Source organism: Prevotella sp. S7-1-8, assembly GCF_000758925.1.
Taxonomy (GTDB): Bacteria; Bacteroidota; Bacteroidia; order Bacteroidales; family Bacteroidaceae; genus Prevotella.
Window position 1 is genome coordinate 35,082 of record NZ_JRNC01000012.1, and the last position, 26,032, is coordinate 61,113.

General features: G+C 51.4%; 33 protein-coding genes. 16 read left to right on the forward strand and 17 right to left on the reverse strand.

Annotated features, from left to right (window positions below; translation table 11 throughout):
* The first annotated feature begins 47 nt into the window (after positions 1–47).
* Both pulA and HMPREF1640_RS02220 read left to right on the forward strand, forming a co-directional pair.
* Positions 48–1,928, forward strand: a complete 1,881-nt coding sequence (gene pulA / locus HMPREF1640_RS02215; RefSeq protein WP_231565819.1) for a type I pullulanase — start codon at positions 48–50, stop codon at positions 1,926–1,928.
* A gap of 6 nt (positions 1,929–1,934) precedes the next feature.
* Positions 1,935–3,854 (forward strand): glycoside hydrolase family 13 protein, encoded by a 1,920-nt coding sequence (locus HMPREF1640_RS02220; protein ID WP_036892042.1) that lies wholly within the window; start codon positions 1,935–1,937, stop codon positions 3,852–3,854.
* Between the two features lie 410 nt (positions 3,855–4,264).
* Here the strand turns inward: HMPREF1640_RS02220 and HMPREF1640_RS02225 are convergent, their stop codons facing one another.
* A complete protein-coding gene (locus HMPREF1640_RS02225) occupies positions 4,265–4,486 on the reverse strand; it encodes a hypothetical protein (RefSeq protein WP_036892044.1) in 222 nt (73 codons plus the stop codon).
* Positions 4,487–4,515: 29 nt separating this feature from the next.
* Here HMPREF1640_RS02225 and HMPREF1640_RS02230 point away from each other — a divergent pair, with 29 nt between their 5' ends.
* The 4 genes from HMPREF1640_RS02230 to HMPREF1640_RS02245 all read left to right on the forward strand — a co-directional run bounded on the left by HMPREF1640_RS02230 (position 4,516) and on the right by HMPREF1640_RS02245 (position 7,423).
* The gene (locus tag HMPREF1640_RS02230; RefSeq protein ID WP_036892046.1) at positions 4,516–4,731 is read left to right on the forward strand and encodes a hypothetical protein; all 216 of its coding nucleotides are present in this window, start codon (positions 4,516–4,518) and stop codon (positions 4,729–4,731) included.
* A 478-nt stretch (positions 4,732–5,209) separates the two neighbouring features.
* Entirely contained in the window at positions 5,210–6,142 is a 933-nt protein-coding gene (locus HMPREF1640_RS02235) for a YitT family protein (RefSeq protein WP_369699817.1), read from the forward strand.
* A gap of 53 nt (positions 6,143–6,195) precedes the next feature.
* Positions 6,196–6,426: a hypothetical protein gene (locus HMPREF1640_RS02240; RefSeq protein ID WP_036892050.1), complete on the forward strand. Its 231-nt coding sequence runs from the start codon at positions 6,196–6,198 to the stop codon at positions 6,424–6,426.
* 661 nt (positions 6,427–7,087) lie between these two features.
* On the forward strand, positions 7,088–7,423 hold the full coding sequence (locus tag HMPREF1640_RS02245) for a hypothetical protein (RefSeq protein WP_036892052.1): 336 nt from the start codon (positions 7,088–7,090) through the stop codon (positions 7,421–7,423).
* Positions 7,424–7,932: 509 nt separating this feature from the next.
* On the opposite strand, the gene HMPREF1640_RS02255 is transcribed toward HMPREF1640_RS02245, so the two are convergent.
* Positions 7,933–8,784, reverse strand: a complete 852-nt coding sequence (locus HMPREF1640_RS02255; protein WP_036892054.1) for an OmpA family protein — start codon at positions 8,782–8,784, stop codon at positions 7,933–7,935.
* Between the two features lie 287 nt (positions 8,785–9,071).
* Between HMPREF1640_RS02255 and HMPREF1640_RS02260 the strand changes: the two genes are divergently transcribed.
* The gene (locus HMPREF1640_RS02260; protein ID WP_036892055.1) at positions 9,072–10,325 is read left to right on the forward strand and encodes an acyloxyacyl hydrolase; all 1,254 of its coding nucleotides are present in this window, start codon (positions 9,072–9,074) and stop codon (positions 10,323–10,325) included.
* A 230-nt stretch (positions 10,326–10,555) separates the two neighbouring features.
* On the opposite strand, the gene HMPREF1640_RS13900 is transcribed toward HMPREF1640_RS02260, so the two are convergent.
* Entirely contained in the window at positions 10,556–10,768 is a 213-nt protein-coding gene (locus HMPREF1640_RS13900) for a hypothetical protein (RefSeq protein ID WP_007567577.1), read from the reverse strand.
* Positions 10,769–10,874: 106 nt separating this feature from the next.
* Between HMPREF1640_RS13900 and HMPREF1640_RS13110 the strand changes: the two genes are divergently transcribed.
* The 9 genes from HMPREF1640_RS13110 to HMPREF1640_RS02305 all read left to right on the forward strand — a co-directional run bounded on the left by HMPREF1640_RS13110 (position 10,875) and on the right by HMPREF1640_RS02305 (position 14,792).
* Positions 10,875–11,285, forward strand: coding sequence for a hypothetical protein (locus tag HMPREF1640_RS13110; RefSeq protein WP_004291538.1), 411 nt, complete (start codon positions 10,875–10,877; stop codon positions 11,283–11,285).
* 161 nt (positions 11,286–11,446) lie between these two features.
* Complete coding sequence (locus tag HMPREF1640_RS02270; protein WP_004291535.1) at positions 11,447–11,662, forward strand: hypothetical protein; 216 nt, start codon at positions 11,447–11,449, stop codon at positions 11,660–11,662.
* A gap of 11 nt (positions 11,663–11,673) precedes the next feature.
* Entirely contained in the window at positions 11,674–11,895 is a 222-nt protein-coding gene (locus tag HMPREF1640_RS02275) for a hypothetical protein (protein ID WP_004291534.1), read from the forward strand.
* 13 nt (positions 11,896–11,908) lie between these two features.
* On the forward strand, positions 11,909–12,325 hold the full coding sequence (locus HMPREF1640_RS02280) for a PcfK-like family protein (RefSeq protein WP_004291533.1): 417 nt from the start codon (positions 11,909–11,911) through the stop codon (positions 12,323–12,325).
* A complete protein-coding gene (locus HMPREF1640_RS02285; RefSeq protein ID WP_004291532.1) occupies positions 12,322–13,653 on the forward strand; it encodes a PcfJ domain-containing protein in 1,332 nt (443 codons plus the stop codon). Before HMPREF1640_RS02280 ends, HMPREF1640_RS02285 begins: the two co-directional genes overlap by 4 nt.
* A gap of 24 nt (positions 13,654–13,677) precedes the next feature.
* Positions 13,678–13,935 (forward strand): hypothetical protein, encoded by a 258-nt coding sequence (locus HMPREF1640_RS02290; RefSeq protein WP_004291531.1) that lies wholly within the window; start codon positions 13,678–13,680, stop codon positions 13,933–13,935.
* A 19-nt stretch (positions 13,936–13,954) separates the two neighbouring features.
* Positions 13,955–14,188 carry a DUF3873 domain-containing protein gene (locus HMPREF1640_RS02295; RefSeq protein WP_004304291.1) on the forward strand — a complete coding sequence of 78 codons (234 nt, stop codon included), beginning with the start codon at positions 13,955–13,957 and terminating at the stop codon, positions 14,186–14,188.
* Positions 14,128–14,430, forward strand: coding sequence for a hypothetical protein (locus tag HMPREF1640_RS02300; protein WP_005783104.1), 303 nt, complete (start codon positions 14,128–14,130; stop codon positions 14,428–14,430). The genes HMPREF1640_RS02295 and HMPREF1640_RS02300 overlap by 61 nt, the downstream gene beginning before the upstream one ends.
* A gap of 53 nt (positions 14,431–14,483) precedes the next feature.
* Positions 14,484–14,792 (forward strand): hypothetical protein, encoded by a 309-nt coding sequence (locus HMPREF1640_RS02305; protein ID WP_004304290.1) that lies wholly within the window; start codon positions 14,484–14,486, stop codon positions 14,790–14,792.
* Positions 14,793–14,825: 33 nt separating this feature from the next.
* On the opposite strand, the gene HMPREF1640_RS13905 is transcribed toward HMPREF1640_RS02305, so the two are convergent.
* The 14 genes from HMPREF1640_RS13905 to HMPREF1640_RS02375 form a co-directional block, all read right to left on the reverse strand.
* Positions 14,826–15,215 carry a hypothetical protein gene (locus tag HMPREF1640_RS13905; protein WP_004291527.1) on the reverse strand — a complete coding sequence of 130 codons (390 nt, stop codon included), beginning with the start codon at positions 15,213–15,215 and terminating at the stop codon, positions 14,826–14,828.
* Between the two features lie 64 nt (positions 15,216–15,279).
* Positions 15,280–15,807, reverse strand: a complete 528-nt coding sequence (locus HMPREF1640_RS02315; RefSeq protein WP_004291526.1) for a hypothetical protein — start codon at positions 15,805–15,807, stop codon at positions 15,280–15,282.
* Complete coding sequence (locus HMPREF1640_RS02320; RefSeq protein WP_004291525.1) at positions 15,804–16,307, reverse strand: DUF3872 domain-containing protein; 504 nt, start codon at positions 16,305–16,307, stop codon at positions 15,804–15,806. The genes HMPREF1640_RS02315 and HMPREF1640_RS02320 overlap by 4 nt, the downstream gene beginning before the upstream one ends.
* Positions 16,304–17,206, reverse strand: coding sequence for a toprim domain-containing protein (locus HMPREF1640_RS02325; RefSeq protein ID WP_004291524.1), 903 nt, complete (start codon positions 17,204–17,206; stop codon positions 16,304–16,306). The genes HMPREF1640_RS02320 and HMPREF1640_RS02325 overlap by 4 nt, the downstream gene beginning before the upstream one ends.
* A gap of 7 nt (positions 17,207–17,213) precedes the next feature.
* Entirely contained in the window at positions 17,214–17,789 is a 576-nt protein-coding gene (locus HMPREF1640_RS02330; protein ID WP_004291523.1) for a conjugal transfer protein TraO, read from the reverse strand.
* Between the two features lie 2 nt (positions 17,790–17,791).
* Positions 17,792–18,778 (reverse strand): conjugative transposon protein TraN, encoded by a 987-nt coding sequence (gene traN, locus HMPREF1640_RS02335; RefSeq protein WP_004291522.1) that lies wholly within the window; start codon positions 18,776–18,778, stop codon positions 17,792–17,794.
* 34 nt (positions 18,779–18,812) lie between these two features.
* A complete protein-coding gene (gene traM, locus HMPREF1640_RS02340) occupies positions 18,813–20,165 on the reverse strand; it encodes a conjugative transposon protein TraM (RefSeq protein WP_004291521.1) in 1,353 nt (450 codons plus the stop codon).
* Positions 20,146–20,454, reverse strand: a complete 309-nt coding sequence (locus tag HMPREF1640_RS13465) for a TraL conjugative transposon family protein (protein ID WP_004291520.1) — start codon at positions 20,452–20,454, stop codon at positions 20,146–20,148. Before HMPREF1640_RS13465 ends, traM begins: the two co-directional genes overlap by 20 nt.
* Positions 20,455–20,460: 6 nt before the next feature.
* Entirely contained in the window at positions 20,461–21,084 is a 624-nt protein-coding gene (traK, locus tag HMPREF1640_RS02350) for a conjugative transposon protein TraK (RefSeq protein WP_004291519.1), read from the reverse strand.
* 31 nt (positions 21,085–21,115) lie between these two features.
* On the reverse strand, positions 21,116–22,120 hold the full coding sequence (traJ, locus tag HMPREF1640_RS02355; RefSeq protein WP_004291518.1) for a conjugative transposon protein TraJ: 1,005 nt from the start codon (positions 22,118–22,120) through the stop codon (positions 21,116–21,118).
* Between the two features lie 3 nt (positions 22,121–22,123).
* Positions 22,124–22,753 carry a DUF4141 domain-containing protein gene (locus HMPREF1640_RS02360; RefSeq protein WP_004304283.1) on the reverse strand — a complete coding sequence of 210 codons (630 nt, stop codon included), beginning with the start codon at positions 22,751–22,753 and terminating at the stop codon, positions 22,124–22,126.
* A gap of 23 nt (positions 22,754–22,776) precedes the next feature.
* The gene (locus HMPREF1640_RS02365) at positions 22,777–23,157 is read right to left on the reverse strand and encodes a DUF3876 domain-containing protein (protein WP_004291516.1); all 381 of its coding nucleotides are present in this window, start codon (positions 23,155–23,157) and stop codon (positions 22,777–22,779) included.
* A gap of 40 nt (positions 23,158–23,197) precedes the next feature.
* Complete coding sequence (locus HMPREF1640_RS02370) at positions 23,198–25,702, reverse strand: TraG family conjugative transposon ATPase (protein WP_004291515.1); 2,505 nt, start codon at positions 25,700–25,702, stop codon at positions 23,198–23,200.
* Positions 25,699–26,031, reverse strand: a complete 333-nt coding sequence (locus HMPREF1640_RS02375; RefSeq protein WP_004291514.1) for a DUF4133 domain-containing protein — start codon at positions 26,029–26,031, stop codon at positions 25,699–25,701. Before HMPREF1640_RS02375 ends, HMPREF1640_RS02370 begins: the two co-directional genes overlap by 4 nt.
* Position 26,032: the final 1 nt, after the last annotated feature.

Consider the following 26,032-nt stretch of genomic DNA (forward strand, 5'->3'; position numbering starts at 1 on the left):
GAGAAAATTTTTTAGCTGGAATCCTCTCGTTTTTGATAGGTCAGCCCATGTGCGCGCAGACTTTCGACGAGATGGTTTATAGTCCGAAATCCACAGTTTTCAACCTCAACGCCCCTACCAGCGCCAAGCGCGTGGAGGTGAAATTGTATGACGATGCGTTGGGGGGCAAGCCAATCAAGACCCTGTCGATGAGGCGTGTTGGCAACGATAGATGGAGTAAGTCGGTGAAAGGAGATTGGAGGGGCAAGTTCTACACTTTCCAGATACCGTCGCTTGGCAAAGGCGAGACGCCTGGAACGTTCGCCAAGGCTGTGGGCGTGAATGGCAAACGTGGGGCCGTTATTGATATGAAAGACACCAATCCGGCAGGTTGGGATCGCGACGCGAGGCCTGCGTTGGCGTCGCCGGCCGATCTCGTGATATACGAGATGCACCATCGAGACTTTTCCATCGACCCGTCATCGGGATTGCGTCACAAAGGCAAGTTTTTGGCGCTCACGGAGCCGCGCGCCATAGAGCACCTGCGTATGTTGGGTGTCAATGCCGTGCACATCCTGCCATCTTTTGATTACGCCTCGGTGGACGAGACCAAGTTGGACCGCCCACAATACAATTGGGGGTACGACCCACTCAACTACAACGTGCCCGAGGGTTCTTATTCCACCGACCCCTACAACCCCACGACCCGTGTGCGCGAGTTCAAAGAGATGGTGCAGGCGTTGCACAAGGCCGGTATCAAAGTTTTCTTGGACGTGGTATACAATCATACTTTCGATATAGACGGCAGCAATTTCCAACGCACTTACCCCGATTATTATTATCGAAAGAATGCGGACGGCACTTATTCTAACGGCTCCGGGTGCGGCAACGAGACAGCTTCGGAGAAACCCCTGATGCGCCAGTTCATGATCGAGAGCATGAGATATTGGGCCACGGAATATCATATTGATGGTTTCAGGGTGGACCTTATGGGCGTGCACGACATTGAGACGATGAACCTCATACGCAAGGAGTTGGACAAGATAGACCCTTCCATATATATATATGGAGAGGGGTGGAGCGCCGGCTCGTGCGCTTACCCGGCAGAGAAGTTGGCGCTCAAGGCCAATATGAGAAAGATGCCACGTATCGGCGCGTTTAGCGACGAGTTGCGCGACGCGCTTCGAGGGCCATTCTCTGATGATAGCAAGGGGGCGTTTCTCGCTGGAGTCGCCGGGCAGGAAGAGAGCGTAAAATATGGCATAGCTGGCGCTATAGCCCATCCGCAGGTAGACATGGATAGGGTGAACTACGCCAAGGAGCCGTGGGCGACGGAGCCAACGCAAATGATCAGCTACGTGAGTTGCCATGATGACATGTGCCTTAACGACCGCTTGAGGGCCAGCGTGCCAAACCTCACGACCGCGGAGCAAATCAGGCTGAACCTTTTGGCGCAGACGGTGGTCTTCACGTCGCAGGGCGTGCCTTTCATGTTGAGTGGAGAAGAGATGTTCCGGGACAAGAAAGGGGTGCACAACAGCTTTAACGCTCCCGACTCCATCAACCATCTTGACTGGAATAATTTGCGTCGTTACCCACAGGTGTTCGCTTATTACAAGGGCCTTATCGCGCTGCGCAAGCAGTTCAAGGCTTTCCGTTTGGGCACCGCGGAGGCAGTTCGTCGCGACTTGTTTTTCTTGCCAACGCAACCTTGCGTGGTGGCCTATCGGGTGTTGGACGAACCTACGCGTAGCTATATCTATGTGCTGCTAAATGCCAACAAGACCGAGCGCAAGGTTCGATTGCCGCATGGCGTGTACGATGTGCTGTGTTATGACGGTGTTATCGACGTTACCGGAACGGAGAAACTGTTTGTTGACGAGGATGCTGGCATGGCGATAGTGCCTGCCCAGTCGGCCATGATACTGAAGACAAAAACGACAAATTAATGCGATATGAAAAGAGTGGTATTCTTCTTTTGGCTTTTAATGCAAACGTTTAGCATGAACGCGAAAGTCAAAGTGACACGCGTAGACCCTACCAATTGGTATGTGGGCATGAAAGACCCAAGTTTGCAACTCATGTTCTACGGTGATGATCTGGACGGCGTGGAGGTCACCACAGACTACCTTGGCGCGCGCGTGGACAGCGTTGTGCACCTTCCTAACGCCCATTACCTGCTCGTTTATCTCAATTTGCGCGACGCCCGTCCGGGTGTCATGACGCTAAGGCTGGCCAAGGGCAATGCCACCAAGAAAGTGCTATACGAGCTGAAAAAACGAGAGATGAGTGGCGATAAGCGCATGGGATTTACCAATGCCGACGTGTTATACATGCTTATGCCCGACCGTTTCGCAAACGGCAACGGCAAGAACGACCAGATAAAAGGCATGAACAAATATGTCTGCGACCGTACCAAGCCGAGCCTGAGGCATGGCGGCGACCTCGAGGGCATACGCCAACACTTGGACTATTTCAACCAGCTGGGTGTGACGGCGCTGTGGTTCACGCCCGTGTTGGAGAACAACTCGCCAGACACCAACGGCTTCAGCACCTACCACGGATATGCCACGACAGACTATTACAAGGTGGACCCTCGCTTCGGCACAAACGAGGAGTATCGAAAACTCATCCATGAGGCGCATGAAAAAGGGCTGAAAGTGGTCATGGACATGATTTTCAACCACTGCGGCTTGGAGCATCCTTGGATATCGGAGATGCCCAGCCCCGATTGGTTCAACTGCCCCGAATGGCTTCGCGATGGGCGCGACAGTGGGCGCGACAGCAAAACCGGCATGGCCAATGGCGCCAAGACTAACTCCAAGTACTTGCAAACGAGCTACAAGCTAACGCCCGTTCTCGACCCATATGCGTCCATGGTAGACATGAGAGAGACTGTGGACGGATGGTTCGTGCCATCCATGCCCGATCTGAACCAGCGCAACCCACACGTGATGAAATATCTCATACAGAATAGTATCTGGTGGATAGAGACCGCCGGCATAGATGGCATACGCATGGATACCTACCCATATGCCGACCGCAGGGCCATGGCGCGATGGATGAAAACGATCGATACGGAGTACCCCAATTTCAACACCGTTGGAGAAACTTGGGTCACTGAGCCCGCCTACACGGCCGCTTGGCAGAAAAATTCCAAACTGTCAGATGTGAACAGTTATCTCAAGACGGTGATGGATTTCAGCTTTTTCGATAAGTTGAACAAAGCCAAAAACGAGGAGACGGACGCATGGTGGAGTGGGTATAACCGTATATACAACAGCTTGGTGTATGATTATCTCTACCCCAATCCATCCTCCGTGATGGCCTTTATAGAGAACCACGACACCGATCGCTTCCTTGGCAAGGGCATGGATGTGCCGGCTTTAAAACAGGCGTTGGCCCTGTTGCTCACCATAAACCGCACGCCGCAACTGTATTACGGCACCGAAGTGTTGATGAACGGCACCAAGGAGGTGAACGATGGGTATGTGCGCGAGGACTTCCCCGGTGGCTTTCCCCGCGACACCCACAATTGTTTCACGTCGAAGGGCCGCTCCAAGGCGGAGAACGACATGTTCTCATGGCTCAGCCGTTTGCTGCATTGGCGTCAAGCCAACAAGGTTATCACCAAGGGCAGCCAAACGCAATTCATCCCATTTCATGGCGTTTACGTCATCGCTCGCCAGTATCAAGGGAGGACGGTGCTTGTCGCGCTCAATGGCAAGAGGGGTGACAATGTCATGTCGGTGAAACGTTACGCCGAGGTAATCGCAAATCACGCCACGGCCAAAAACATCCTCACCGGCCAGCAAGTTGACTTGACCAAGGACGTGCCAATGGCAGACCGCGCGGTCATGGTGCTCGAGTTCTAACCGTGGATAGCCGATGGGGGCGGCGTGATATCTACGGACACAAATATCTTTCACAAAGATTTCTTATGCCATCAAACAGCTTGACGCAAGCTCATGACAGAGTTTTGTTCAAGTTGTTTGATTTTTTTTATTTGCTTTTTTTGCTTTAAATGACGGCTTGTTCCCAAAAATTGCTACCTTTGCAACCAGAAACAAAAATATATTGTTTTTTTCAGAAGAATCAAGCGTGCCTAAGAGCATGCCAATTGGATAGCGAACATTTAAACAACACCATGCGTATTTCTTTCATATGTGAACACGGGCCTTTCGCTCAAGACGTTTGTAGCTTTGGTGGTGAGACTCTAACGAAGGCTTGCATGGGTCGGTTGTTAAGTTATGTTACCCCCCCCCTTTTTATATTTAACATCTTTTTACAATACGGGATATGACTCGTTTCTCTTGTCTTTCTTCTTCGCGAGAAAGGCCGGGGGCGCTGTCGCCATGTCTGTACGTAGGCTGTTATTCTCCATTTGGAAATGGAGAAAAAGTAGATGTCTGAGCTTTGCGTGCCCGCCTAAGAGCGGCAAAGCCTCTATGGCCTGTCTCTGCGCCTGCTTGCTCGTGGCGGAGGCAAATGGTGTCGTTGGATACATGGTTTGTACATTATAAAACAAATAACGATATGAAAGAGACAACAAAACGGAAATACCTTCGGCCGGAGGTGATGATAATAGGCATTCTGGACGAGTGTCAGCTACTTGCGGGTTCGAACCCCAACAGTTTGGGGTTAGATCATACTGATGCACAAATTTGCGACATAGATTCTGAAGAGAATTGGGAGAAAATATGTGAATGCGAGGGGGATTATTGCTACTATAAAAAAGGATATGAGCCTTAAGTTTTTCCAAATATACCGAATGGTTTCGTAAGCGTCCAGTGGTCGTCGGCTTTCTCTCCGGCAAATAGCCCTTGTATGTTGGTGTCGTACAAGGGCTTTTCTATTTAAAAGTTTGCTTGGGCAGGCGTTTGTCGCCGCTCCTGTCATGAGTTTCGTTGAGTGTATGCGTAAATTTTCGGGCAAAGGTCGTAAAGCGGCCATGTCGCAAAGAAAAACCGCTTATGTAGAATGCTCACATTATTTCTTGTCATCGTTTTTGTCGCTATTTGCTTCAAAACGTATTAGCGTCAAGTCGTAAAGCTCGCCTCTCTTGTTCCGTCGCTCAACGTTTTGGCCTCGAGAACGAAATAGAGGGCTGGCGTGCCTAATTTTTAGAACAATACTTAATTGCAAGTTTAGTCCTTAATCGCATTTTATTTCAATATTAATCACTAACTTTGCGACAGCGAATAAACTATAATTTAAGATTTGTGTCATGATGTTAGATAAGAAAAAGACTATCAACGAGATACGCGATTATTTGATGATTGGCATAGCCATGCTGTCTTACAGTATCGGTTGGAATATCTTTCTTCTGCCAAACAGCATTGCCACGGGTGGCGTGCCGGGTATTGCCTCCGTGGTGTTTTGGGGTGTGGGCATTCCTGTCCAAATCACCTATTTCTTTGTAAATGCCGTTCTTCTGCTCATCGCGTTGCGTATATTGGGTTTCAAATTCTGCATCAAGACCATATTTGGTGTCATTGTCCTTACGCTGATGACCACCGTGGTGCAAAAGGCCACGGCCGGATCGAGCCTGCTACACGACCAGCCTTTCATGGCCAGCATTATCGGCGCCATCTTTTGCGGTTCGGGCATCGGGATGGGATTGGCTTTCCGGGGTTCCACGGGCGGCACCGATATCGTGGCCGCAATCATCAACAAGTATCGCGACATCAGCCTTGGTCGCGTCATCATGCTTATCGACATTGTTATCATATCGTCCACCTATTTGGTGTTTCACAATTGGGAGAAAGTGATATATGGTTATGTTGTACTGTTGGTGACGAGTTTTTGCGTAGACCAAGTGGTGCAGTCCATGCACCGCAGCGTTCAGTTTTTTATCATTTCCGACAAGTACAAGGATATCGCTTCGCGTATAGCCCTGTATCCACATCGTGGCGCCACGGTCATAGAGGCGCACGGTTTCTATACCGGGCGCGATGTCAAGATGCTGTTCGTGATGGCCAAGCGCAGGGAGAGTGGCGTCATTTTCTCAATCATTAATGAGATAGACCCCAAGGCATTTGTCACCCAGACCAATGTGATAGGCGTGTATGGCGAGGGTTTTGCCAAGTTCAAGGTGCGGCCGCCACGCCAGCCGCGAACGAGAAAAATCACGCCATTGCAACAGGTCGCGCTCAACAAATAGCCTACGTTCGTGTAGCCGACGAGAGCATTGTGGCATCGCCTGTACATTTGGGAATGTGGAAACAGGACAGGGCCTCAACCGTGGTCATGGCCTATAACGACGACGAACCCCATCTCACCAATACGTTGCGACAGCGCCCGGACGCTACGCTCAACCGCGTGGAGCGCTTTTCAGGCCTTGGCCGTTTTAAGGTCATCAAGAAGCTCGCTCGATTTATTCGCTACAATATCGCCGAGATAAGATTAAAGGACGAGCGGTTTGTCTTTGGCTTGACGGTATCGTGAGCGTCGCCGTCACGCATAGATTTGTGCCCCTAACAACACGCCAAGGCTACCCTATAACTCTTTGAAAATATCCGACAAACGGTCGCTCGTAAGCGGCTTGTTCTCAAATGATAAATCTATCTGTCAAAATACGCTGTTTTCGCGAGTTTTCCTCAATGTGTTAATTGCCACCAGATTATACTCTCCAGAGTGTTTTTCTTGGCAAAAAAGTTTTCTATACCTATTCCGATTAGGTATCAATTACCATGCGATTCGAACTTAAACGTGAAGTGTATGCTGCCTAAACGCATCGCCTTTAGCACTTATTCGCGCAGCCTTTAGGCATTGTTCGCATTTTCGACTTTCTTTTTTTGTCTTTCCATGGTACAAAAAAAGGTTTTACGCTATGATTTTTTCTGTAGAACACCAAGTTTATGAACCCCCTGATTTAGTGATTTTATATTGACACATTCGCATGTCGCCCCATTGTGTCGCGAATTTTTCCATGTGAGTGTCGTGCTCCAATCATCCGCGATACACGCTGCTCATGTTGGTTATAGCCGTTGGCGCGACCAGTTCTTTTTTATTAGGGTATTCCCTAATATCCTGTAGGGATTGCTGCCGTTGAGTTTGGTATGTCTTTTATATCTTTGTCTGCGTAATAAACAATACTATATAAACCATGCGAAAAAATCTTTTTCAACACATAGTAGTGACGCTTGCCATGGTCATGACGCTTAGCTCATGCTCTATCCTGACGATGAGAGACACGGCACAAGTGGTTGGCAATTTGCGCCGCGGCCAAACATACGAGGAGGTCGTCCAGGTCATGAGGGGCAAACCCAAATACCGTAGGTTCACAGAAGAGGGGTTGGAACAGTGGGAATATCGCAGAAACATGAATATGGCTGGCGATTATGATGTCATCATCATCGGGTTTAGGGACGGTCGCGTGATTAGCATGGACTCGTTCCGATATGTTGCCCCATATCAACCCACGATTAAAGTGGACAAGTGAGAAAAAGGCAAGAAAGCCATTGGTTTGGTGCCAAGGCCGTCTTCCTTGGCTCTTCTCGTATGCCTTATACCGCATTTTATGCCTGCGCTCCGCCAGTGCCTTTGTCAAGGCTCTCATGCGTTGGATGGGTGGTAGCTATGCCATGCGCTCAGAGTGTTGAGGGCGAGGAGTGTCCCTTGGTGTACCGAAATGGCGAGACGGTGGCTTTTCGACCGGTGGGGCTTTGTGCCATATTTGCGCCGCGATAGAAGGCGTTTTTTCCAAAGCCAACAGGCAAGGCGGTGGCGGTGTGCCTGCTTCTCGTTGCCGTTTCTCAAGCGAGACCCAAGCCGTGGCGCCATCCAAATTGTGTGTAATGGATATCCCCATAGGGCTTCGACGTGTCTATGCCGACAACCTTAAGCCATTAGCTTTAAAATATACAGGGGCACTTTGGTTTAAACCAAAGTGCCCCTGCGTGTTGCTTGGCTGTTTAAGTTGTAACCCTCCGGTGACAACCCAATTTTAAATTATTTCTCTTCGGGAGCCTTGTCGATAAGGTCCATGAACTGGTCAAGTTTAGGCGTGATGATGATTTGGGTGCGGCGGTTTCGCTGCTTGCCAATCTCCGTGTCGTTGGAGGCTATCGGGTTGAACTCGCCACGGCCGCCAGCGGTGAGGCGTTTGGGAGCCACGCCGAAATGATCTATGAGGTATTGCACCACCGACGAGGCGCGCAGGGCTGAGAGATCCCAGTTGTTGCGTATGTTTTGCATCAGTTTTGAGGATGTGTTGATGGGCACGTTGTCAGTGTTGCCCTCGATGAGCACGTCATAGTCCTTGTAGTCCATGATAATCTTGGCAATCTTGCTCAAGGTCTCTTCAGCCCTGTCGTTAATCTCATAGCTGCCGCTCTTGTAGAGCATGTTGTCTGCCAAGGAGATGTATACCACGCCTTTAAGCACCCGAACGTCCACCTCTTTCATTTCCTCGCGACTCAAAGAGCGTGTCAATCTGTTGGTAAGCGCCATGTTGAGCGAGTCGCTTTTGGTTTTCACCTCCACCAAATGGCGTATGTATTGGTTCGACTCGTTGATTTGGTCCACCAATTTTGAGATGTTGATGTTGTTGTCCGTGGTGTTCGAGAGGCTCTTGTCAAGGCTCTGTTGCAGCGCGGCGTAGTCTCTCTTTTGCTGCGCCAACTGGTCCTCCAAAGAGGTGACGCGCGCCTTTGCGGCGGCCAATTGCTCCTTGGCGTCTTGGTAATTGCCGGTAAGCTCTCGGTTCTCGTTCTGGCAATTCACCAAGTCTTTCTTGCTGGCACAGCTCGAGATGAGCAGCGCGCCAGTCATCATGGTCATTATTAAAACTGTTTTTCTCATGTCTGTTTATATTTTTGATGATCTATTGTATTATTGTCACGCTATGCTAATAAGGTAAGCCAAATTTATGAAAAAGACGGCTTAAGAGTAAAATTGTTGCGTTCTGTTTGTTTTTTTTAACCACAAACGCGTTTATTTAATATATGATGACATGTGACAAGCCTTGCCAAACGGAATGTAAAGTGAAGAGAGTGATAAGCTGTATGGTTCGTATGTATGCATTAATGGTACAAAATCCATGCACATATACGGCTTTTGATGGATTTTTTTCTTAAATTTGTTGCCCAATGAAAGTTATGGCCTTTTTTTTGATGAGCGTGTTTTCCGTGCTATCCGTGAGTGCCAATGAAAACGACACAACCGATTGCAAACATTGGAGCGCGGGCTTGACCGTGCAGCCTGGATGGGTTATTGGAGCTGACCAATATGTGCGAAAGTGGCTGCGAGGAAACTTTGCCATTGCCTTTGACGCGGCGGTGCGTTATGCAGTTTTGCCTGGCGACAGTGACGCTTACGCGAAAGACTTCGGGTATCCGGCTCTTTCGGTTGGTTTGAAATATGCGCTAAACCACGGTGTGACGATGCGGCGTGAGAAAGATGCGGCATGGGGTTTGTTGCGGCCGGTGGATTATACCTCGCGGTTGGGAAATACCGTGACGCTCTACGCTATGTTTGAGCGTGCCATCCTTCGAACACCCCATTGGCGGATAGACTATACGTTGGCAACGGGGGTGGGGTATACCAAATCGAAATACAACACCTACAATGCCATAGACAACGAGTTTATCGGCTCGCGATGGCTTATCTATTTTGGCGCGGGCGCGCATGCCACCTACTACCTCGACAGGGCGTGGGGAGTGCGTGCCGGCGTGGATTTTTACCATCATAGTAACGGCGCGATGAACCGCCCAAACAAGGGCGTCAACGTTCTGGGCCCATCCGTGGGGGTGGTGTACGAGCCTTGTCATGATGAGTTGGACCGCCCCGGAAAACCATGCGCGCGACAACCTTTCACGCCTTTTAGTTTCATGGACTTCACTTTCAGTGTGGGAGTCAAGACGCTGCACGAAGATTGGCAGCTCACGCAGTTCAGAACGCCACCCGGCGCTCCCAATTACCGCACGCCGAACTTCAAGGTTTATCCCACTTACTCGTTGCAAACATCGTTCATGAGGCGCTACGCGCGGCGATGGGCATCGGGCATTGGCGTGGACGTCTTTCTCGTATCGTATGCCAACAGGGTAAGACAGTTGGACGAACGGGACGGGTTGCGTCTCAAGCATAGTCCGTGGTCTATGGGTGTCTCGGGGAAACATCGTGTGTATTATCATAACCTCTCACTTGACATGTCGTTGGGATACTATCTTTTTAGGGCCTTGGGTGACAATGCTAACAAGGTGGAAACTCCCTATTATGAGCAGATAGGTGTGCACTACACCTTCACGAAACTCAAATGCCTGAACATCGGCATCAACGTAAAAGCGCACAAAACCAAGGCCGATTACACGGAGCTGGCGCTTTCTATGCCAGTGACACTTTGACACTTGCAATGCGAGCCTTGTAATACATGGCAACATGAAAAAGTCTACATGCTATGATGTTTTCAGCTAAAAAAACATAATATCATACTATTTTTTGTACCTTTGCAATTAGAAGTTACGAAAAGAGTGTAATTTATTGGAAATGAGCGTAGGTTAATTGCTCTTGATAGTAATAGGTTACGATTTAGTTAGTTATCTACTGCATTATCCTTCTGCGCGTTGCGTAACCTTCAAAGAACTCTTCGTATGCAAAAGTAGCTATTTAATTCGAGATTTTGATATAAACTCCCGTTTTTTATCCCCTCATTCATAAGAATTTTCCGTAAAAGCGGTATTGTCCGTCGGCACACCATTGCCCAAAACGAGTTTGGAACAAACGTGTGCCGACTACCGCATAGCTGGAGAAAAGGGCATTGCCTCACGCCTAAACGATGTTTAGACAGATGAAGCAATGCCCCTTTCTTTTGCGCCTATGCCAAGAGATGCTTTTACGGGTTTTCAAATGATTTTTCTTTTTTCGCTGTCTCTTTTGCCGGAAGCGGAAAGTGAATGCAGAGTGTGTCAGCCTGCCCCATGAATGAAACAGGCGCCCACACACAGCCGGACAAACCGGGAAGAATGATTGTTGCCACCCGGCTGAACAAGTTCCGTCGGATCGGAAACAATCATACTTCCTTTGTTGTGGTTTGCCCTTTTCACGCTTCCGGTGATGTCTTTTTCCTTTTGGTGATTCTTTTTTTTACGGATTTTCCCCTGAAGTTTTTTTCTACACAATCTGCCTCTGTTTTCGTTTACCTCCATTTTGCGCCTTTCAGTAAGCCGCATCAGTCAGTCATTTTCGTTCTGGGCGCAAAGGTAATTCCGGGATTGGACGGGAAAGCAAGGTCAAGCCTCCTGTTTTCGGTAAAAATCTCCAGCCCTGCGGGTAGTATTTTGACCGAAAAACCTTGCATTCCCTAATCCCTACCTTTTCAAGCACCCGAAACGAAAACGACCGATGCGACAGAAAGACGCATAAAAAAAATGTCGGATAAACGAGAGGCAGATAAGATAGTTTGAAACTCAACTCCCTCAGCTCTTGAATCCGCATTAAAAACAAAAAAATCAAAAACAGCGAAGATATGACGGCAACGGCAAATTTCAGACAAATGGCGCAACACATCGGGTTGGCGATATGCGGCTTGATGATGCGCACCGCCTTCGGGGTGTTCGGCATCCTTTGGGGCATCATCAGAGAGATTGTAAACGGAGTGTTCCGAGTGGCGATAGGTGTAATCGTGGCTATCCTTTCCACCATTGCCTTCTTTGGCTTCATCCTTTGGTTATTCACCCTTTAACCCTTACCGACATGGCAAAAAGAAACAGCAAGACGGCAGCGCAGCAGTGCAGATATTACGAGGTGGACAACATCTTCGTGTATATGGTGGAAACGTACATCAACGGCAATTTTGAAACTTTCCGAAGATTGTACCACGAACTGAACAAGGACGCACGGAGGGATTTCATGGACTTCCTTCTCAGCGAGGTAGAGCCGACCTATTGGAGAGAGATACTGAAACAGATAATCTAAAAATGACAGCGATATGAAAGGAACAGACCATTTCAAGAGAACGATATATATGTACTTGGAACAGCGTGCGGAGGAAGATGCGCTATTTGCAAAGAAGTACCGCAACCCTGCCAAGAACATGGACGAGTGCGTGACCCACATTCTGAACTATGTGCAGAAAAGCGGTTGCAACGGTTTCACGGACGGAGAGATATTCGGGCAAGCCATCCACTACTATGAGGAAAACGAGATAGAGGTGGGCAAACCGATGGACTGCCAAGTGGTTGTGAACCACGTTGTGAAACTCACGGCAGAGGAAAAGGCGGAGGCACGTCAGAACGCTGTCCGCAAATACCAAGAGGAGGAACTCCGCAAGTTGCAGAACCGCCACAGACCGTCAGCGAGAAAAGAAAACCAACCCCAACCCTCATTATTTGATTTAGGCTTATGAAACCGAAGACCAAGATACAGAAAGAGGTGGCAAGACTTTCCGCCAACCTTCGCCCCATATCAGCGACACAAATAGATTGGGCATACCGCCACTGCGTTGAGCATATCGGCTACCGCACCAAGAAAGGGAACATCACCTGTTCCGACTGCGGTCACGAGTGGCACAGCGACAGCGGACTATGCGACACCCTTGAAGGCTGCACCTGCCCCAAATGCCATGCCGAACTCAAAGTGCAGGACACACGCAGACGCATCTACAAGGAAACGCAGAATTTCAGCGTGATAACCACCTGCAAAGGGTATCAGGTAATCCGCGTGGCGCAGGTCAGATGCGAGAGCAGGAAAGGCGAACCGATGCGTTTCTACTGCCACGAGGTCGTGCAGCGTTGGATTTCACCCGACGGCAAGGTTACGGACATGGCGTTGCTCCGTGGCTTCCTTTTCTGCTATTGCGATGTGTGGGCATTAGGCAGCGATATGGAGGTAAGACCGCACAACAGCCTATACGATGATGTGGTGGCAAGAAGCTGTGCATATCCAAAGATGAGGATATTGCCCCAACTCAGACGTAACGGCTTCAAGGGCGATTTCCACGGCATCTCCCCCGTGCGTCTTTTCAAAGCCTTGCTTTCAGACCCAAGAATTGAAACCCTTATGAAAGGCGGTGAGATTGAGGTCATGAAACACTTTCTTTTCAATACCCGTACTGCCGATGAATGTTGGGCATCATATCTGATTGCCAAGCGTCACAAGTATCAGATAGACAACCTCTCAATGTGGTGCGACTATCTGCGTATGCTCAAAAAACTCGGTCAAGACCTCCGTAACCCGAAGAACATCTGTCCCGAAGATTTCATGGCGGCACACGACAACGCAACCCGAAAAATTGAAGCCATACACGAGAAGGAAAGAGCCGCAGAGCAACGCCGTTGGGAGATTGAAAGGCGTGAGCGTGAGCAACAGCGACAACTCCAACGAAAGAAAGATGCGGAGGATTTCATCGCCAACAAATCCAAATTCTTCGGCTTGGTAATCACGGACGAGGAAATAATCGTCAAGGTGCTTGAAAGCATAGACGAGTATTACAACGAGGGCAAGACGCAGGGCATCTGCGTGTTTGGCAGTGGATACTACAAGAAAGCCGACACCCTCATACTATCGGCAAGGATTGGCGATGAGATTATTGAAACCGTAGAGGTGGACTTGCGAACCCTCGAAGTGGTGCAGTGCCACGGCAAGCACAACCAGGACACCGAATATCACGAGCGCATCATAGACCTTGTGAACAAGAACGCCAACCTTATCCGTGAGCGGATGAAAGCGGCATAGCATAACCCCTAAAACAACATTGATATGGAAGTAAGAATTGAAAGTATGATTTGTGTGTGGGATGATGCAATCCCCACGATGTTCCTTGAATTTGTGAACCTCCTCACTCTCACAACGAGTGAGGGGGAATTGAGAAAGAGCGTAAAGGAGTTTGCCGAGAAGCACGAACTTGACAAGTTTTTCCTTTACGGCTTCGGCTCACACCATTTCTACCTGCACCAACGCTACACAAGCAACCCCGAAATGGTGATGAAGAACAGAGTTCTGTCAGTACATTTTTAACCATCTAAAAAGCAACATTATGACAACACGAATGACCATCAACGGAGTAAGCACCTGCGCGGAAGCAGGTACGGAGAAATACGAGCGTTTCCAATCGGGTATCGGAAGACGCAGGCGGACACTTGTGCAGTACGACTACCGCCACCCCATAGACAGAGAATTGTTCTCTTGTGTCAAACCCACGTTGGACGAGTGCCGAGCCGCACGGGACAAGTGGCTGAACGCAAAGAAGGGAAAGGAGGACAGACTATGAACACGACCTATCAAACGCTGATAGTCAAGTTCAGCGAACCTATCACGGCATTGGACGGTATCTTTGACGATACCGGAGCGTGGGGAACGGACACCCTCAAGGGGTGGATAGATGATTACGAAAGCACACGTTTCACCGCCACCGACAGCCATACGGCAGTCATCACGAGCGAGTACAATATGGAATGTGTGAAAGAGTGGCTACAACGGCAGACCCCCATTTCCGAAATGCGAGAATTTTGAACGGGATGGCGGTGTCCGCACCGCCAATACTTAAAACCCTAAAAACAAAAGATATGATAGCCAAGACGATATTACAGCAGATAGGCGGAAAACGCTTCACCGCCATGACAGGTAGCCGTGATTTCATAGATATGGGCAACGGCTTACGGATGAGCCTTGCAAGGAACAAAACAAGTGCCAACCGCCTTGACATCATCTATGACGAAGGGGCAGACCTCTACAATATGCGCTTCTACCGCAGGACGTTCAGCAAAAAGACCTTTGAGTGCAAGACAAAGGACATTGCCGTACACGAGGGTATCTATTTTGATATGCTGGAGGAAATGTTCACGATGGTGACGGGACTTTACACACGCTTTTGAGTGGCGGGGCGGCGAGAGCCGCCCTACTTTCTTTCAGTGAGCATGATGGCGGACAAAGAAAGTAGCAAAGAAACCTTTGTCCAATCTGCGATAACTAAAAAATCCGCAAGTAAAACTTGCGGAGGCTATATATTGGGTCGTTATTTTTTGGTGGAGGGGAATGATAATCTCGAACCGTTGAACTACACATTTCTGCTTCGTCTCCATTTCCCCCAACGATTTGATACGTTCAATCATTTTTGTTGTTCCTTTCTGAATTTTCCTAAATACTTTCTTCATAATTTCGCTATACTTTTTATGGTTAATAACTATGTTTTGTATTGCTCTCACAACACTTACAACTTGAAGTGTTATTTGGAAACCGATAGGCAAAAATGGCTCAACGATGTCAATTAACGAGAAAATCCTACGATAATCTATCAAGTGATAGAGCAAAAGACGTGCCAAGTTAAATATGGCACGTCTTTTGCCAGTTTTGTCAGTCCTTTTATGGGATATACAACAGCGCAAACTCCGCCTTTCTCCGTTTGAGCAGCATGGCGTGGCGTTTTCCTTTGTAGTTGCAGAAGGCTATATACTCACGGTAGATGTTCCTGTCACCAGCTTCCAGCTTCTTGATTAAGGTGCTTTTGGGGATTGTTTTGCTGCCTAACAGCTTCGCCGGTCCCACATTGTAAGCTAACGTGCCAAGCAAAATCGAATCAACCCCGAATTTACGGAACATGGCGACAAATTTGCGCAGGTCTTTCCGCAAAAGTTCATCCGCATCCCGTTTTGTCATGGTTCGTGCCGAATACTTCTCGTTTGGCAAAAGTTTGTGACCCCAACCGACGTATGGGTAGTGTTTTTCTGAGTGCCAGCCTTCAAAGTAGCGGCAGCATAAAAAAGCACGTTCCATAAGCGGCAGTCGGTAGATTGCCGCCTGCCCGTCCGTTCCCTCTTGGCGGCTGATCTGCGCGGACACAGAACAGACCGTCAGAAGTGAACAGAGCATTGTCATGAATACACGCATCATTTCAACAAGGGGCTGAAGTTGCCGATGGGAACGATGGTAAGATCGTCGTCCTTTACATTCCTGTTGTTGAAGTCAAATTCCAGTTCGTAGGAGTTGCTAAAGTTATCCTCCACCACCACGATGAAATTATGCGCCTCATCACCCGCCGCCGTGTAGTACAGGCGGAATTTTTCGTTCTCCAGCAGGTAGCGGTCGTTAGGCAGGAAGGTGATGCCGTTATCCATTTTGAGCGAGCCTTCCCCCTCGAACTGGAAATAGCGGATGGTATAGAGCGTACCCGAAAAGTCGCCCTCCTTTTTCAGTTCACAGCGGATTTCCACTGTCTGCCCCTTTACTACCTTGTTCGGCACGGGCATGACCTCCACCGTGAAGGGATAGGACTGCTGGATGTCCATGTCATCGTCACATGACACGAGGGTGAATGACATGGCGGCTATCAGGCATAACGCCACTGCCTTGAATATTGATGTTCTCTTGTTTCTGTTGTTCAGTATGTTCATTGTTCTTCGATTTTTAGATGGTTGTTTTTCTGTTTTTTCGTTGTCAGTTGCAGGTACTCGTTCAAGTCCTTGCAACCGTCATAGAGGGAGGAACGGTCGGTGACACGTTCCCCGTATCGCATGGTAAGTGCGGCAAGCGTCCGCCGTCCGGCTTCGTCACGGTCGAGGAAGCAGCCGATGCGCCCGTATCCGTCCAGCAATCCCGCCGCCTTCTCCACGTTGGCGACTGAGTTCAGCACAAGACAGTCAGCGTTACCGGTTACACCAAGCGTCACGGCAGAGAGAAAGTCCATGAAGCCCTCGAACACGAGGCACTCGTCAGCCGGGATGTCATTCGCCTTTACCAGTGATACAGACTTCGGAGGTATGCAACCCTTGAAATATCGGCTTCTGACTTCATAGCCACCTGCCATGTTCGGAAAGCCAACGGCAAAATACCGTTTCCCACGCACACCGTAGTTCAAGCGGCAGCAGTGACGGGATGCGATGGCGTAAGGGATGCCCCGTTCCTCTAAATACTCCGTCAGCAGTGAGCGGAGCAGCGGAGCGACCTCCACATCCTCAAAAACGGATTCGGTCGGCTTCGAGAGATAGACGGGCTTTTCCCATCCGGCAACCGTCATATTGGCGGCTTCCGCTATGAACTTCGCTTGCTTCATGAAGTCATCGCTTTGCAGAAACTCCCCGGCAAGCGTGAAGATGTCGCCGCCCTTGCCCAAACCGAAGTCGTACCAGAGCTGTTTCGCCACGTTCACACGGAAAGAGGATGTGCGCTCGCCCCTGTACGGGGCAAGATACCACAGCTCGTTACCGCTCCTTCTGACAGGCTCATGCCCCAGCCGTGCGAGAAAATCCGCAAGCGGCATCCTTCTGACAGCATCTATTTCCGTCCTTTCCATGCCCGTGTCAGTTGATGATGAACTTGATACCGACCCCGAACTGCGTGTGGAACTTCCGTGTGTCGCCACCCCAAAGGCAACGCTCCCGCAGGTTGGCAAGCAGGGCGATACGGTCTGCCACGTAACACTCCACATCGAGCGTCAGCGCACCGCCGTAGATGAAGGCGTCCCGGTCGTGCAGCGTGGAGCCGTCATGCAGCACCTTCTTCCCCCAATTTACCGCCTCATATCCGGCGAGAGCCGAAGCCCCGGCATAGACGAAAACAATCTTTCGGGCGTCCGACAGTATCTTGAAGTAATAGCCGCCCTCCGCCGTGAACTGCGCCACGGGTATCTTGGTGTCCTTGTAGGGATTGTTCTTCAACAGGTATTCGCCACCGAACACCCACTTGTTCCCCTTCTTCGTGTAGGTGGAGAGAGCCGCCCCGAAGCTGTACCCGCCGTCCTTGCCGCCGAGATTGAAGCCGTCCGCCATGTCCGCCCTCACCTCGATGCCCTGCATCTTCGGCAGACACCGCTGGGCGTGCGCCTGCCCTGTAAAAAGGGCAAGCGACGCGATGATTATTGCGATGTACTTTCTCATGGTCAGCGTACTTGAAGTTCGTTGATGGTACCCGCGCGTACCAAATCCTCGTTCTCAATCACGAAGGACTGGTGACGGCCGCCGTTCTTCTCGTTCAATTCCACCACGAGGCACTTGTCATCGGGGATGGTGAACTTCGCCATCGTGAAGACCGTGCGCTCGCTCTTTTTGCCCGGCACGAGGGTGGCGTAGTTCTGCGCGCGGAGCGGCAGAATAATCTGCTCCTGCACGGCAGTACGCTTCGCAACCTTCTTGTCCACGATTTTCCAAGTGATGTAGTCCACATCGAAAGGCACGTTGCTCTGGTTCTTTATCTCCGTGTGGAAATAAAGCAAGCCGTTGTGCGTGTAGATGCCTTTCAACAGGTATTGGATGCCGAAACGCTTGCAGCCGATATGCTTCACCTCGCGCTTGTTCTGTTTGTGGATGGACTTCATGATAAGGCGCACCAGCATCGGGCTTTCGCTGCCCAGCTCTTTCAGATAGATTTCCTGCGCGTTGTTCGGGCGGTTCACCGTGCTGCCGTCATGGATGAAGTCGCACATCTCCACGTTGAGCAACAGCGGTTCGGCGGCGTACTTCACGTTGAAGGTGTAGAAACTGCCGTCCTCCGTGATGACGGACATATTCGTTTCGTTGGGAAAATTCCTTACGGTAGCCTTCACACGGATGATGTTCTCCGCTCCGTCGGCTTTCCCGGCAATCAGGTCGGGCGAGCCTAAATCGACATAGCGCACCTCCGCCGGAAAAATGACGTGGACGGTCTTGTCGTAGGTCACTTCCAGACCGTGCGGCGGTATCATGCGGTCGAAGGTCAGCTTGCGTGACAGCCCGTGATATAGGTCGCCGTCCGCCTCCTTCTGCGGATAGACCTCCTTCGTCAAGGTCGGTTGTTCACTTCCGTTGGTCGTTTCAACGGTTACATTCTCCTGCGCGTTGGCAGTTATGATGCCCATAGCGAGGGCAAACATGATGATTACTTTTCTCATTACTTTTGGATTTTAGTGGTAATTTTTATTGTTTTCAATATTTTTCTTGGTAAAGCATGACCCTGTACCCGGCTTTCAGATGCACCTTGACGGTTCGCATCTTTTTGGCGATGTACTGGCTCGTGCCTTGTATCAGCCCCTTGCCCAAGTCGGAGGCGAGCTGCGCCCCGGCATTGGTGGAGATGTTGATGCTGCTTCCCAGCGAGCCGCCCATGTTGGCGGCGACCTCCCGGACGGCGTTCATCTCCATCGAGTTCGGGATGAAGATGCCGGGCTGTCCGTCCGTGTCATAGACCGCAAGCTCCACGGGGATAATCGTGCCGTCGTATTCCAGCGAGGTAATCTCGATGTCGAGCCGCTCACCCTGTATCTTGCCCGTGCCGACCACCACCGCACCCCGGGGTATTGTCCTGCCTGCCACCGCCATAGGCTCCAGCAGGCGCAGCCTTACCGTCTGCCCGTCCGTCACGCTCTGCGCCCCATGCACGCACGCCGGTATGGTGTTCCTGTCCAATACCTCCGCCGTGCCGACAGCCGTGTTGAAACCCCGGTTGCGTTCCTGCGATAAGGCGGCGACAAACTCCGCGTTACTCATAGGCTGTGAGAGTGAAGAAACTACTTGATGCTCCACCTGTCTGATAGGCATTGCCTTGTTCTTCTTCCCTTTCTGCACGGTAGTTGGCTCTGCCCTCTGTTCCGCCGATGGCTGTCCTCCGTTCTGACCGCCCATGTACTTTGCCGCCAGCTCGTAGGACTTCTCCATAAGAGCCACCTGCTCGTCCATAGAGGAAGCCTTGCCCCTCTCGCTTTCCAGTTCCGACTCCAGCGATGCGATGCGCTCCAACAATTCGTCCATCTCCGCATTGTCGTTTTTCGGCTGGTCGTAGAAGTTTCCGAGCGTGGCGTTCAGGTCACGGTAGGCGGCTGCGGAGGACTGGATGGTCTGCGGCGTGGCTGGCTTTGCCCTTTCTTCCTTGCCGCCCGGATTGGCGAGGTCGAAGTCCACTCCGTTCTCCGTTCCCGCTATCTCGCGGTCGAACATGTCGCCCAGCTGCCCGATGGCACGGTTGCGGCTCTCCTGACGCTCTTCCATCTCCCCATGCTCGTAGGCTTTCAGCTTGTCGCCGATAATCTGCCGGTTCGCCTTGTCAGCGTCGGGCATCTCGGTGTTGTATCCGTCCGTTCCCGGCGGTTGCTCCTTGCCGGAGGACGGGGCGAATATCAGCCACATCGCCCCGATGAACACCAACACCATAGCGGGCAGCACGATCATCTTCTGCCGTTTCAGCCGTTGCGCCTCTGTCAGCGGTTCGCGCTCCTTTTTCGGTTTCCCCGTTTCGGGAGCAGCTTTGTTCTCTTTCGTCGGTTCATTCTTTGTCTGTTCCATATAAATAAGGTGTTAAGTGATTGCCTGTTTCCGCCGGGGTCGGCAGTTCCACCCGTCCGGCGTGTCCCGTTTCCATATGTGAGCCGTCGTTCCTGCCGATGTCATAGACGGCTCTGCCGAAGGTGTAAAGGGCAAGCACCGCGAAGGCGGCGAACATCCCCAGCACGATGCGGCGGCGTGTTTCCGGCGGCAAGCCGTCCAGATACCCTTTGAGACTTGCCGCCAAGCGTTTCCGTTTGTCGTGGAGTTTCCAATACATGCCCCACATTGATTTTCTGATACTTTTCATGTCCTGTTACCGTTTGATAGTCTGTAAATCCTTGTTCTCAATGATGGTGAAACCCTCGATGGTAAAACCGTTCGGGTTGTCATCCGACCGCGATGCGTTCAGCAGGCGGCAGGTGGTCACGAGGCTGCGCTCGGTGACGTTGCTCTGCCGGATGATTTTCTGTGTGGCGTAGGTCACGGCACGGTAGGGATAGGCGTTGAAGTCGCACACCACGCTGTCCACCTTCAGCACTTGGTTGATGTTCCCGGCGATGATGCGGTTGTAGTACCCCTTCTCCGCGAAGTCCGAATAATAGTGGTACACGCTCTTGTCCGCCAGCAGCAAGGCACGTTTCACGTTGTGTTCAATCGCGCTTTTTTCAGGTGATAGCGTGAAGAACATCTCGTGGAAACGGCGCACATGTTCCCGTGCCTCCGCCGGGCGGTTCTGCGACAAATCCTGAGACAAGGCGAGCATCAGGCTCTTGCCGTTGTCCAGCACATAGATTTTCTCCCGTTGCTTCTCTGCGAAACGGTAGGAGTTCCACACGCTCCACACCGTCACCACGGCGCACAGCGAGAGGAAGACGATACCGAACAGGCGTATCTGCCTGAACGACGATTCGATGTTTCTAAGTGATTTGAATTCCATTTATATTTTCCAATTTATGATTGCACATTGATTATTTCAGCAATTTGCCGACACGTCCGACTGCGTTTCCTGCGGCTGCACCCGCCACGCTGCCCGCCATGCTTCCGGCTCGTCCCGCCATCTGGTTCACGTTGCGACCGTAACCGCCCATGCCTCCGGCTTGGATAATCCAGCCCGCAACGGTGGGAATGGTAAAGTAGCCGATGATGCCGATGCAGAGGAATACGATATACACCCCGTCGCTCGAATCCAGCGAGAAGTTCGGGTCTGCCTGCATCCGCTCGATGTCGTTTTGCAGCATCAGAACCTGTATCTTCGCCAGTATGGTGCTGAACATGTCCGATACCGGTAGCCACAGATAGACCTGTATATAGCGGCATATCCACTGCGTGAGCGTGTTTTGGAAACCGTCCCATACCGACAGGGCGAAGGCTATCGGACCGAGAATCGCCAGCACCACGAGAAAGAAGGTGCGGACGGTGTCTATCACGAGGGCGGCGGCTTGGAACAGCAGTTCGAGTATCTCGCGGAAGAAGTCGCGGATGCTCTTCTTCATGTTGTACATTCCCCGGTCGATATACATTCCCGCCATCGTCACCATGTCGGAGGGCGACCAGCCGAGTTCCTCCAGTTGCTTGTCAAATTCCTCGTTGGACACGAGGTAGGCGGTTTCGGGGTTGCGTACCATCGCCTCGTATTCCAGTTTGTCCTTCTGCTCCCGGTATCGGTTCATGTCCAGCGTTTCCGCCTCCAGCATCTTTGCCGTGCCCTGTACGACGGGTGAGAGGATGCTGTTTATCGTGCCCAGCACCACAGTCGGGAAGAACATGATGCACAGACCGATGGCAAAAGGACGGAGCATCGGGAATACGTCTATCGGTTCAGCTCTCGCCAGCGACTGCCATACCCGGTAGGCGACGTAGAACAGCGCACCCAGCCCGGCGATGCCTTTCGCCACACCAGCCATGTCCCCACACAGCGGCATCATCTGCTCATAAAGTGAACGTAAAATCTGATGAAGGTTGTCGAACTTCATAGGCTACCAGTATCTTTCGTTCATGTTCCCGTACAGCCCCATGATGCGGTCGAGGTCGTTCTTCTTTTTCGCACGCAGGTAACTCACGGAGATGTTCTTGTTCGTGTAGTAGCTCACGAGGTTGCGGTAACGCTTCATCTTCGAGTGGCAGCGTTCCACCACGTCCATGCGCTCCTTGTCGGTCATGGAGAGCGTGGTGATGTTCACCACGTTCCTGAGTTCCGTCAACACTTCGTTGCTTTCCTCCAGCAGTTTCGTGTAGCCGAAAGCGATTGCGGAAAGCTCTTCGGGTCTGAAATTCCCGTCACGGAGCATCCGTTGGAAACTGTTCACATAGATGTCTGTGATGTCGCCCACCATCAGGATGGTCTGCTGCACCTTGCGGGCGTCCTTGACCAGATTGTTCACCGATTTGAGGGCATCGTAATACTTCTTGCCCTGCTGATAGATTTTCACCGTCTCCTGAAAGTTGCTCACCATGTTCGTGGCGGTCTTGGAGGTATGGATGATGTTTTTGGAGGCATTGATGATGCCCTGCGCTAGATTGCCCGGATCGCTTACGACCCACTGTGCGCTTGCCCTGCCCGCGAAAAGCAGGCACAGGCAGATAATCATTGTTATTCTTGTTCTCATGTTACTTTGGATTTTAGTGGTTGTTATTCTTCGGTCGGATGTCCCGGCTGCGGCTTCACCCGCACATAGTCCCCGTTTGGCGAGAAAGTCAGCACATCCGTGGCCTCGTTGTAGGACACGTCGATGCGGAAGCCGGTGTTCATGAACAGGTTGCCGTTCTCCTCCTGCAAGAGATAGGTTTCCGGCTTGAGCTTGCGGCGCAGACCGCTACGACGGAACACCGTCACTTTGTAGGCTTCGCCCTCCTTGTAGATAAGCACGTCAGGTTTTCCCTCCACGCTCTCCCAGTTCCCGCACAGCATGTCGCGGCGGTTGTCGGCCACGTCGCAGGATTGCAGCATCATGACCGCCAATCCGATAAGGCACTTGCTGACTTGCAGCATTTTCACTTTTGGTAAATTCATACGCGTTTTTCTTTTTTGGTTGATACATTCTGTTTTTTAGTTATTCCTTGTTTCTCCGCCTTTCGGCAAGCTGCCGGATGGCGGCTTCGATGTCGTCGCCCAGCTTCTCCGCCAGACGGTAAACCTCCACTTTTTCCGTTTCCTCGGTGGTGTACGCCAGATACTCTTCCGCGCTGACCTCCGTGGCATAGACCGCCGACTGCGTGCCGCCCAAGCCTATCCACACCTCCTTGTAGAGCCGTGAAGGGTTGTTCGCCATGTTGATGGAGAGTATCTGCGACTTCTCCTTTTCCGTCAGTCCGAGCAACGCCTGTATCTGGTCGAACTTGTTCATATATTTCCTTTGGTCAAGCAGGATTTTACAATCCGAGTTGTTGATAATGCTCTCTTTGACCACCGGAGAACTGATAATGTCGTCCACCTCCTGCGTCACCACGATTGCCTCGCCGTAATATTTTCTGACCGTCTTATACATATAGCGCAGATATTCAGCCATGTTCGCCGATGAGAGGGCCTTCCAAGCCTCTTCCACGATAAGCTGTTTCCGCACGCCTTTCAGCCGCCGCATCTTGTTGATGAAGGCTTCCATGATGATGATGGTCACGACGGGGAACAGTTCGCGGTTTTCTTTAATCGAATCTATCTCGAAGACGATGAACCGCTTGCCGAGCAGGTCGATGTTCTCCGTGGAGTTGAGCAGGAAATCGTAACGCCCGCCCCGGTAATACTGCCGCATGGTGGTGAGCATGTTGTCGATGTTGAAGTCGGACTTCTCCACCTTGATGTCACGCTGTGCCAGTTCCTTGCGGTAGTCGTCACGCATATACTCGTAGAAGGTGTTGAACGACGGCACGATGCTACGGTCGGATTGGATGCGCTCAATATAGGCACTCACGGCACTGCCCAGCTCGCCGCTCTCCGTCTTTGTCACCTTGTCGTCCTCCGACTTCCAGAGCGTCAGCAACAGGGTCTTGATGCTGTCCTTCTTCTCCACGTCGAAGATGTAATCGTCGGTGTAGAACGGGTTGAAGCTGATGGGCTTATCTTCCGTGTAGGTGAAATACACACCGTCCGCTCCGCCTGTCTTGCGTCGGATCATGCCGCACAAGCCCTGATAGGAGTTTCCCGTGTCCACCAATACCACATGTGCGCCTTGCTCATAATATTGGCGCACGAGGTGGTTCATGAAGAAAGACTTGCCGCTGCCCGAAGGACCCAGCACGAACTTGTTGCGGTTGGTCGTGATACCTCGCTTCATGGGCAGGTCGGAGATGTCAAGGTGCAGCGGTTTTCCCGTGAGCCTGTCCACCATCTTGATGCCGAAGGGCGAGAGCGAGCTGCGGTAGTTGGTTTCCTCTGTGAACAGGCACACCGCCTGTTCGATGAAGGTGTGGAAACTCTCTTCCGCCGGGAAGTCCGCCGCATTGCCGGGTATCGCCGCCCAGTAGAGTGTCGGGCAGTCGATGGTGTTGTGGCGCGGCACGCATTCCATGCTTGCCAACTGGCTGCCCACGTCGTTCTTGATATGCTTCAGTTCCTCCGCATCGTCGCTCCACGCCATGACGTTGAAGTGTGCCCGTACCGAGGTCAGTCCGTAGGAATGGGCTTCGTTCAGGTATTGGTCTATCCACTCGCGGTTGATGCTGTTGCTCCTTGAATAGCGAGATAGCGACTGCATGTTACGGGCGGACTTCTCGAACTTCTGCAAGGTTTCCTCACTGTTGTCTATCAGCACATACTGGTTGTAGATATGGTTGCAGGAGAGCAGAAGCCCCACCGGGGAGGCGAATGACAGTCGGCAGTCACTCCGGTCGGTGGAGAGCTTCTCGTAACGGGTGTCGGTAGCCACCTTGCCCGGCAGGTCTTCCGCGTCGGAGAGGGTGTGCAGACACAGGCGGTTGTCGCCGATGCGCATCTCCCTTGCCGAAAGCTCGATGTCCTGCAAGGTGGTGTCACCTTCCGGCATGAGCGAGAAGTAGCGTTCAATAAGTCCCGTCTTTCCCTCAGTACCCACAATCTCATCGGTGGAGAGGCGGCGCAGCCTGACAAGCCCGCTGTCGTTCATGATGCGCTCGAACTGTTCGCAGGCTTCCAAGAACTTGGTCGTGGTTTCCCTGTCCAGCTCCTTCGGGATGATATGTCCCCGGCACAGCGTGCTGAAATTGCTCTGCATCCGGTTACGCTCCTTTGTTGTCTTGGTCAGGTAGAGGTAGCAGGTGTGTTTCAGGTACGGACGCTCGTTGAAGTGACGCTCGAAAGAGCGGCTTAAAAAGCTCATGTCGTCCTTCTGAAGCTCCGGTTTGTAGCGTTCCTTGATGAACCAGTCCTGTTTGTGGACGACGGAGTAGTCCGGCAGCACCTTGATAGCCTTGCACCAGCAACTGTGTATCGCCTCGTACTCCGCACCCGTCACGGTGTAAAGTTCCGGTAGTTCCACCTCGAAAGCCACCGTGATGTCGGCGTCCTTTGAGATGATGCAGCCATGCTCCACCGCTAAAAGTGGGAACCTGTTTTCCAGTGTTGTCATTTTCGATGTATTCCTCATTGTCTTTCTTCCTTTCGTTGTCGTTTGAACAGACGGGTTATCCGCCGCCGGTTGATAAGGTATCGGGGATGGCTCCGTGCCGCTCCTAATTTCATCAGCCCGTGTTCACCGTACCGGGCGTTCAGCGCGAAGGTCTGCCATACAAGGAGGGAGGACGATGCCGCGCCGAAGCCGATACATATCCACTGGTCGATACCGACCATGTAGAGGATGACGAACAGGACGAAGAGAGCCAGCAGACCTCCGCAGAAGATGAAGAGGTACTGTGCCTTCAAGCCCTTGAACTCTACCGGACGGCCGATACCCTTGTTGATTGGGTATTCAGCCATA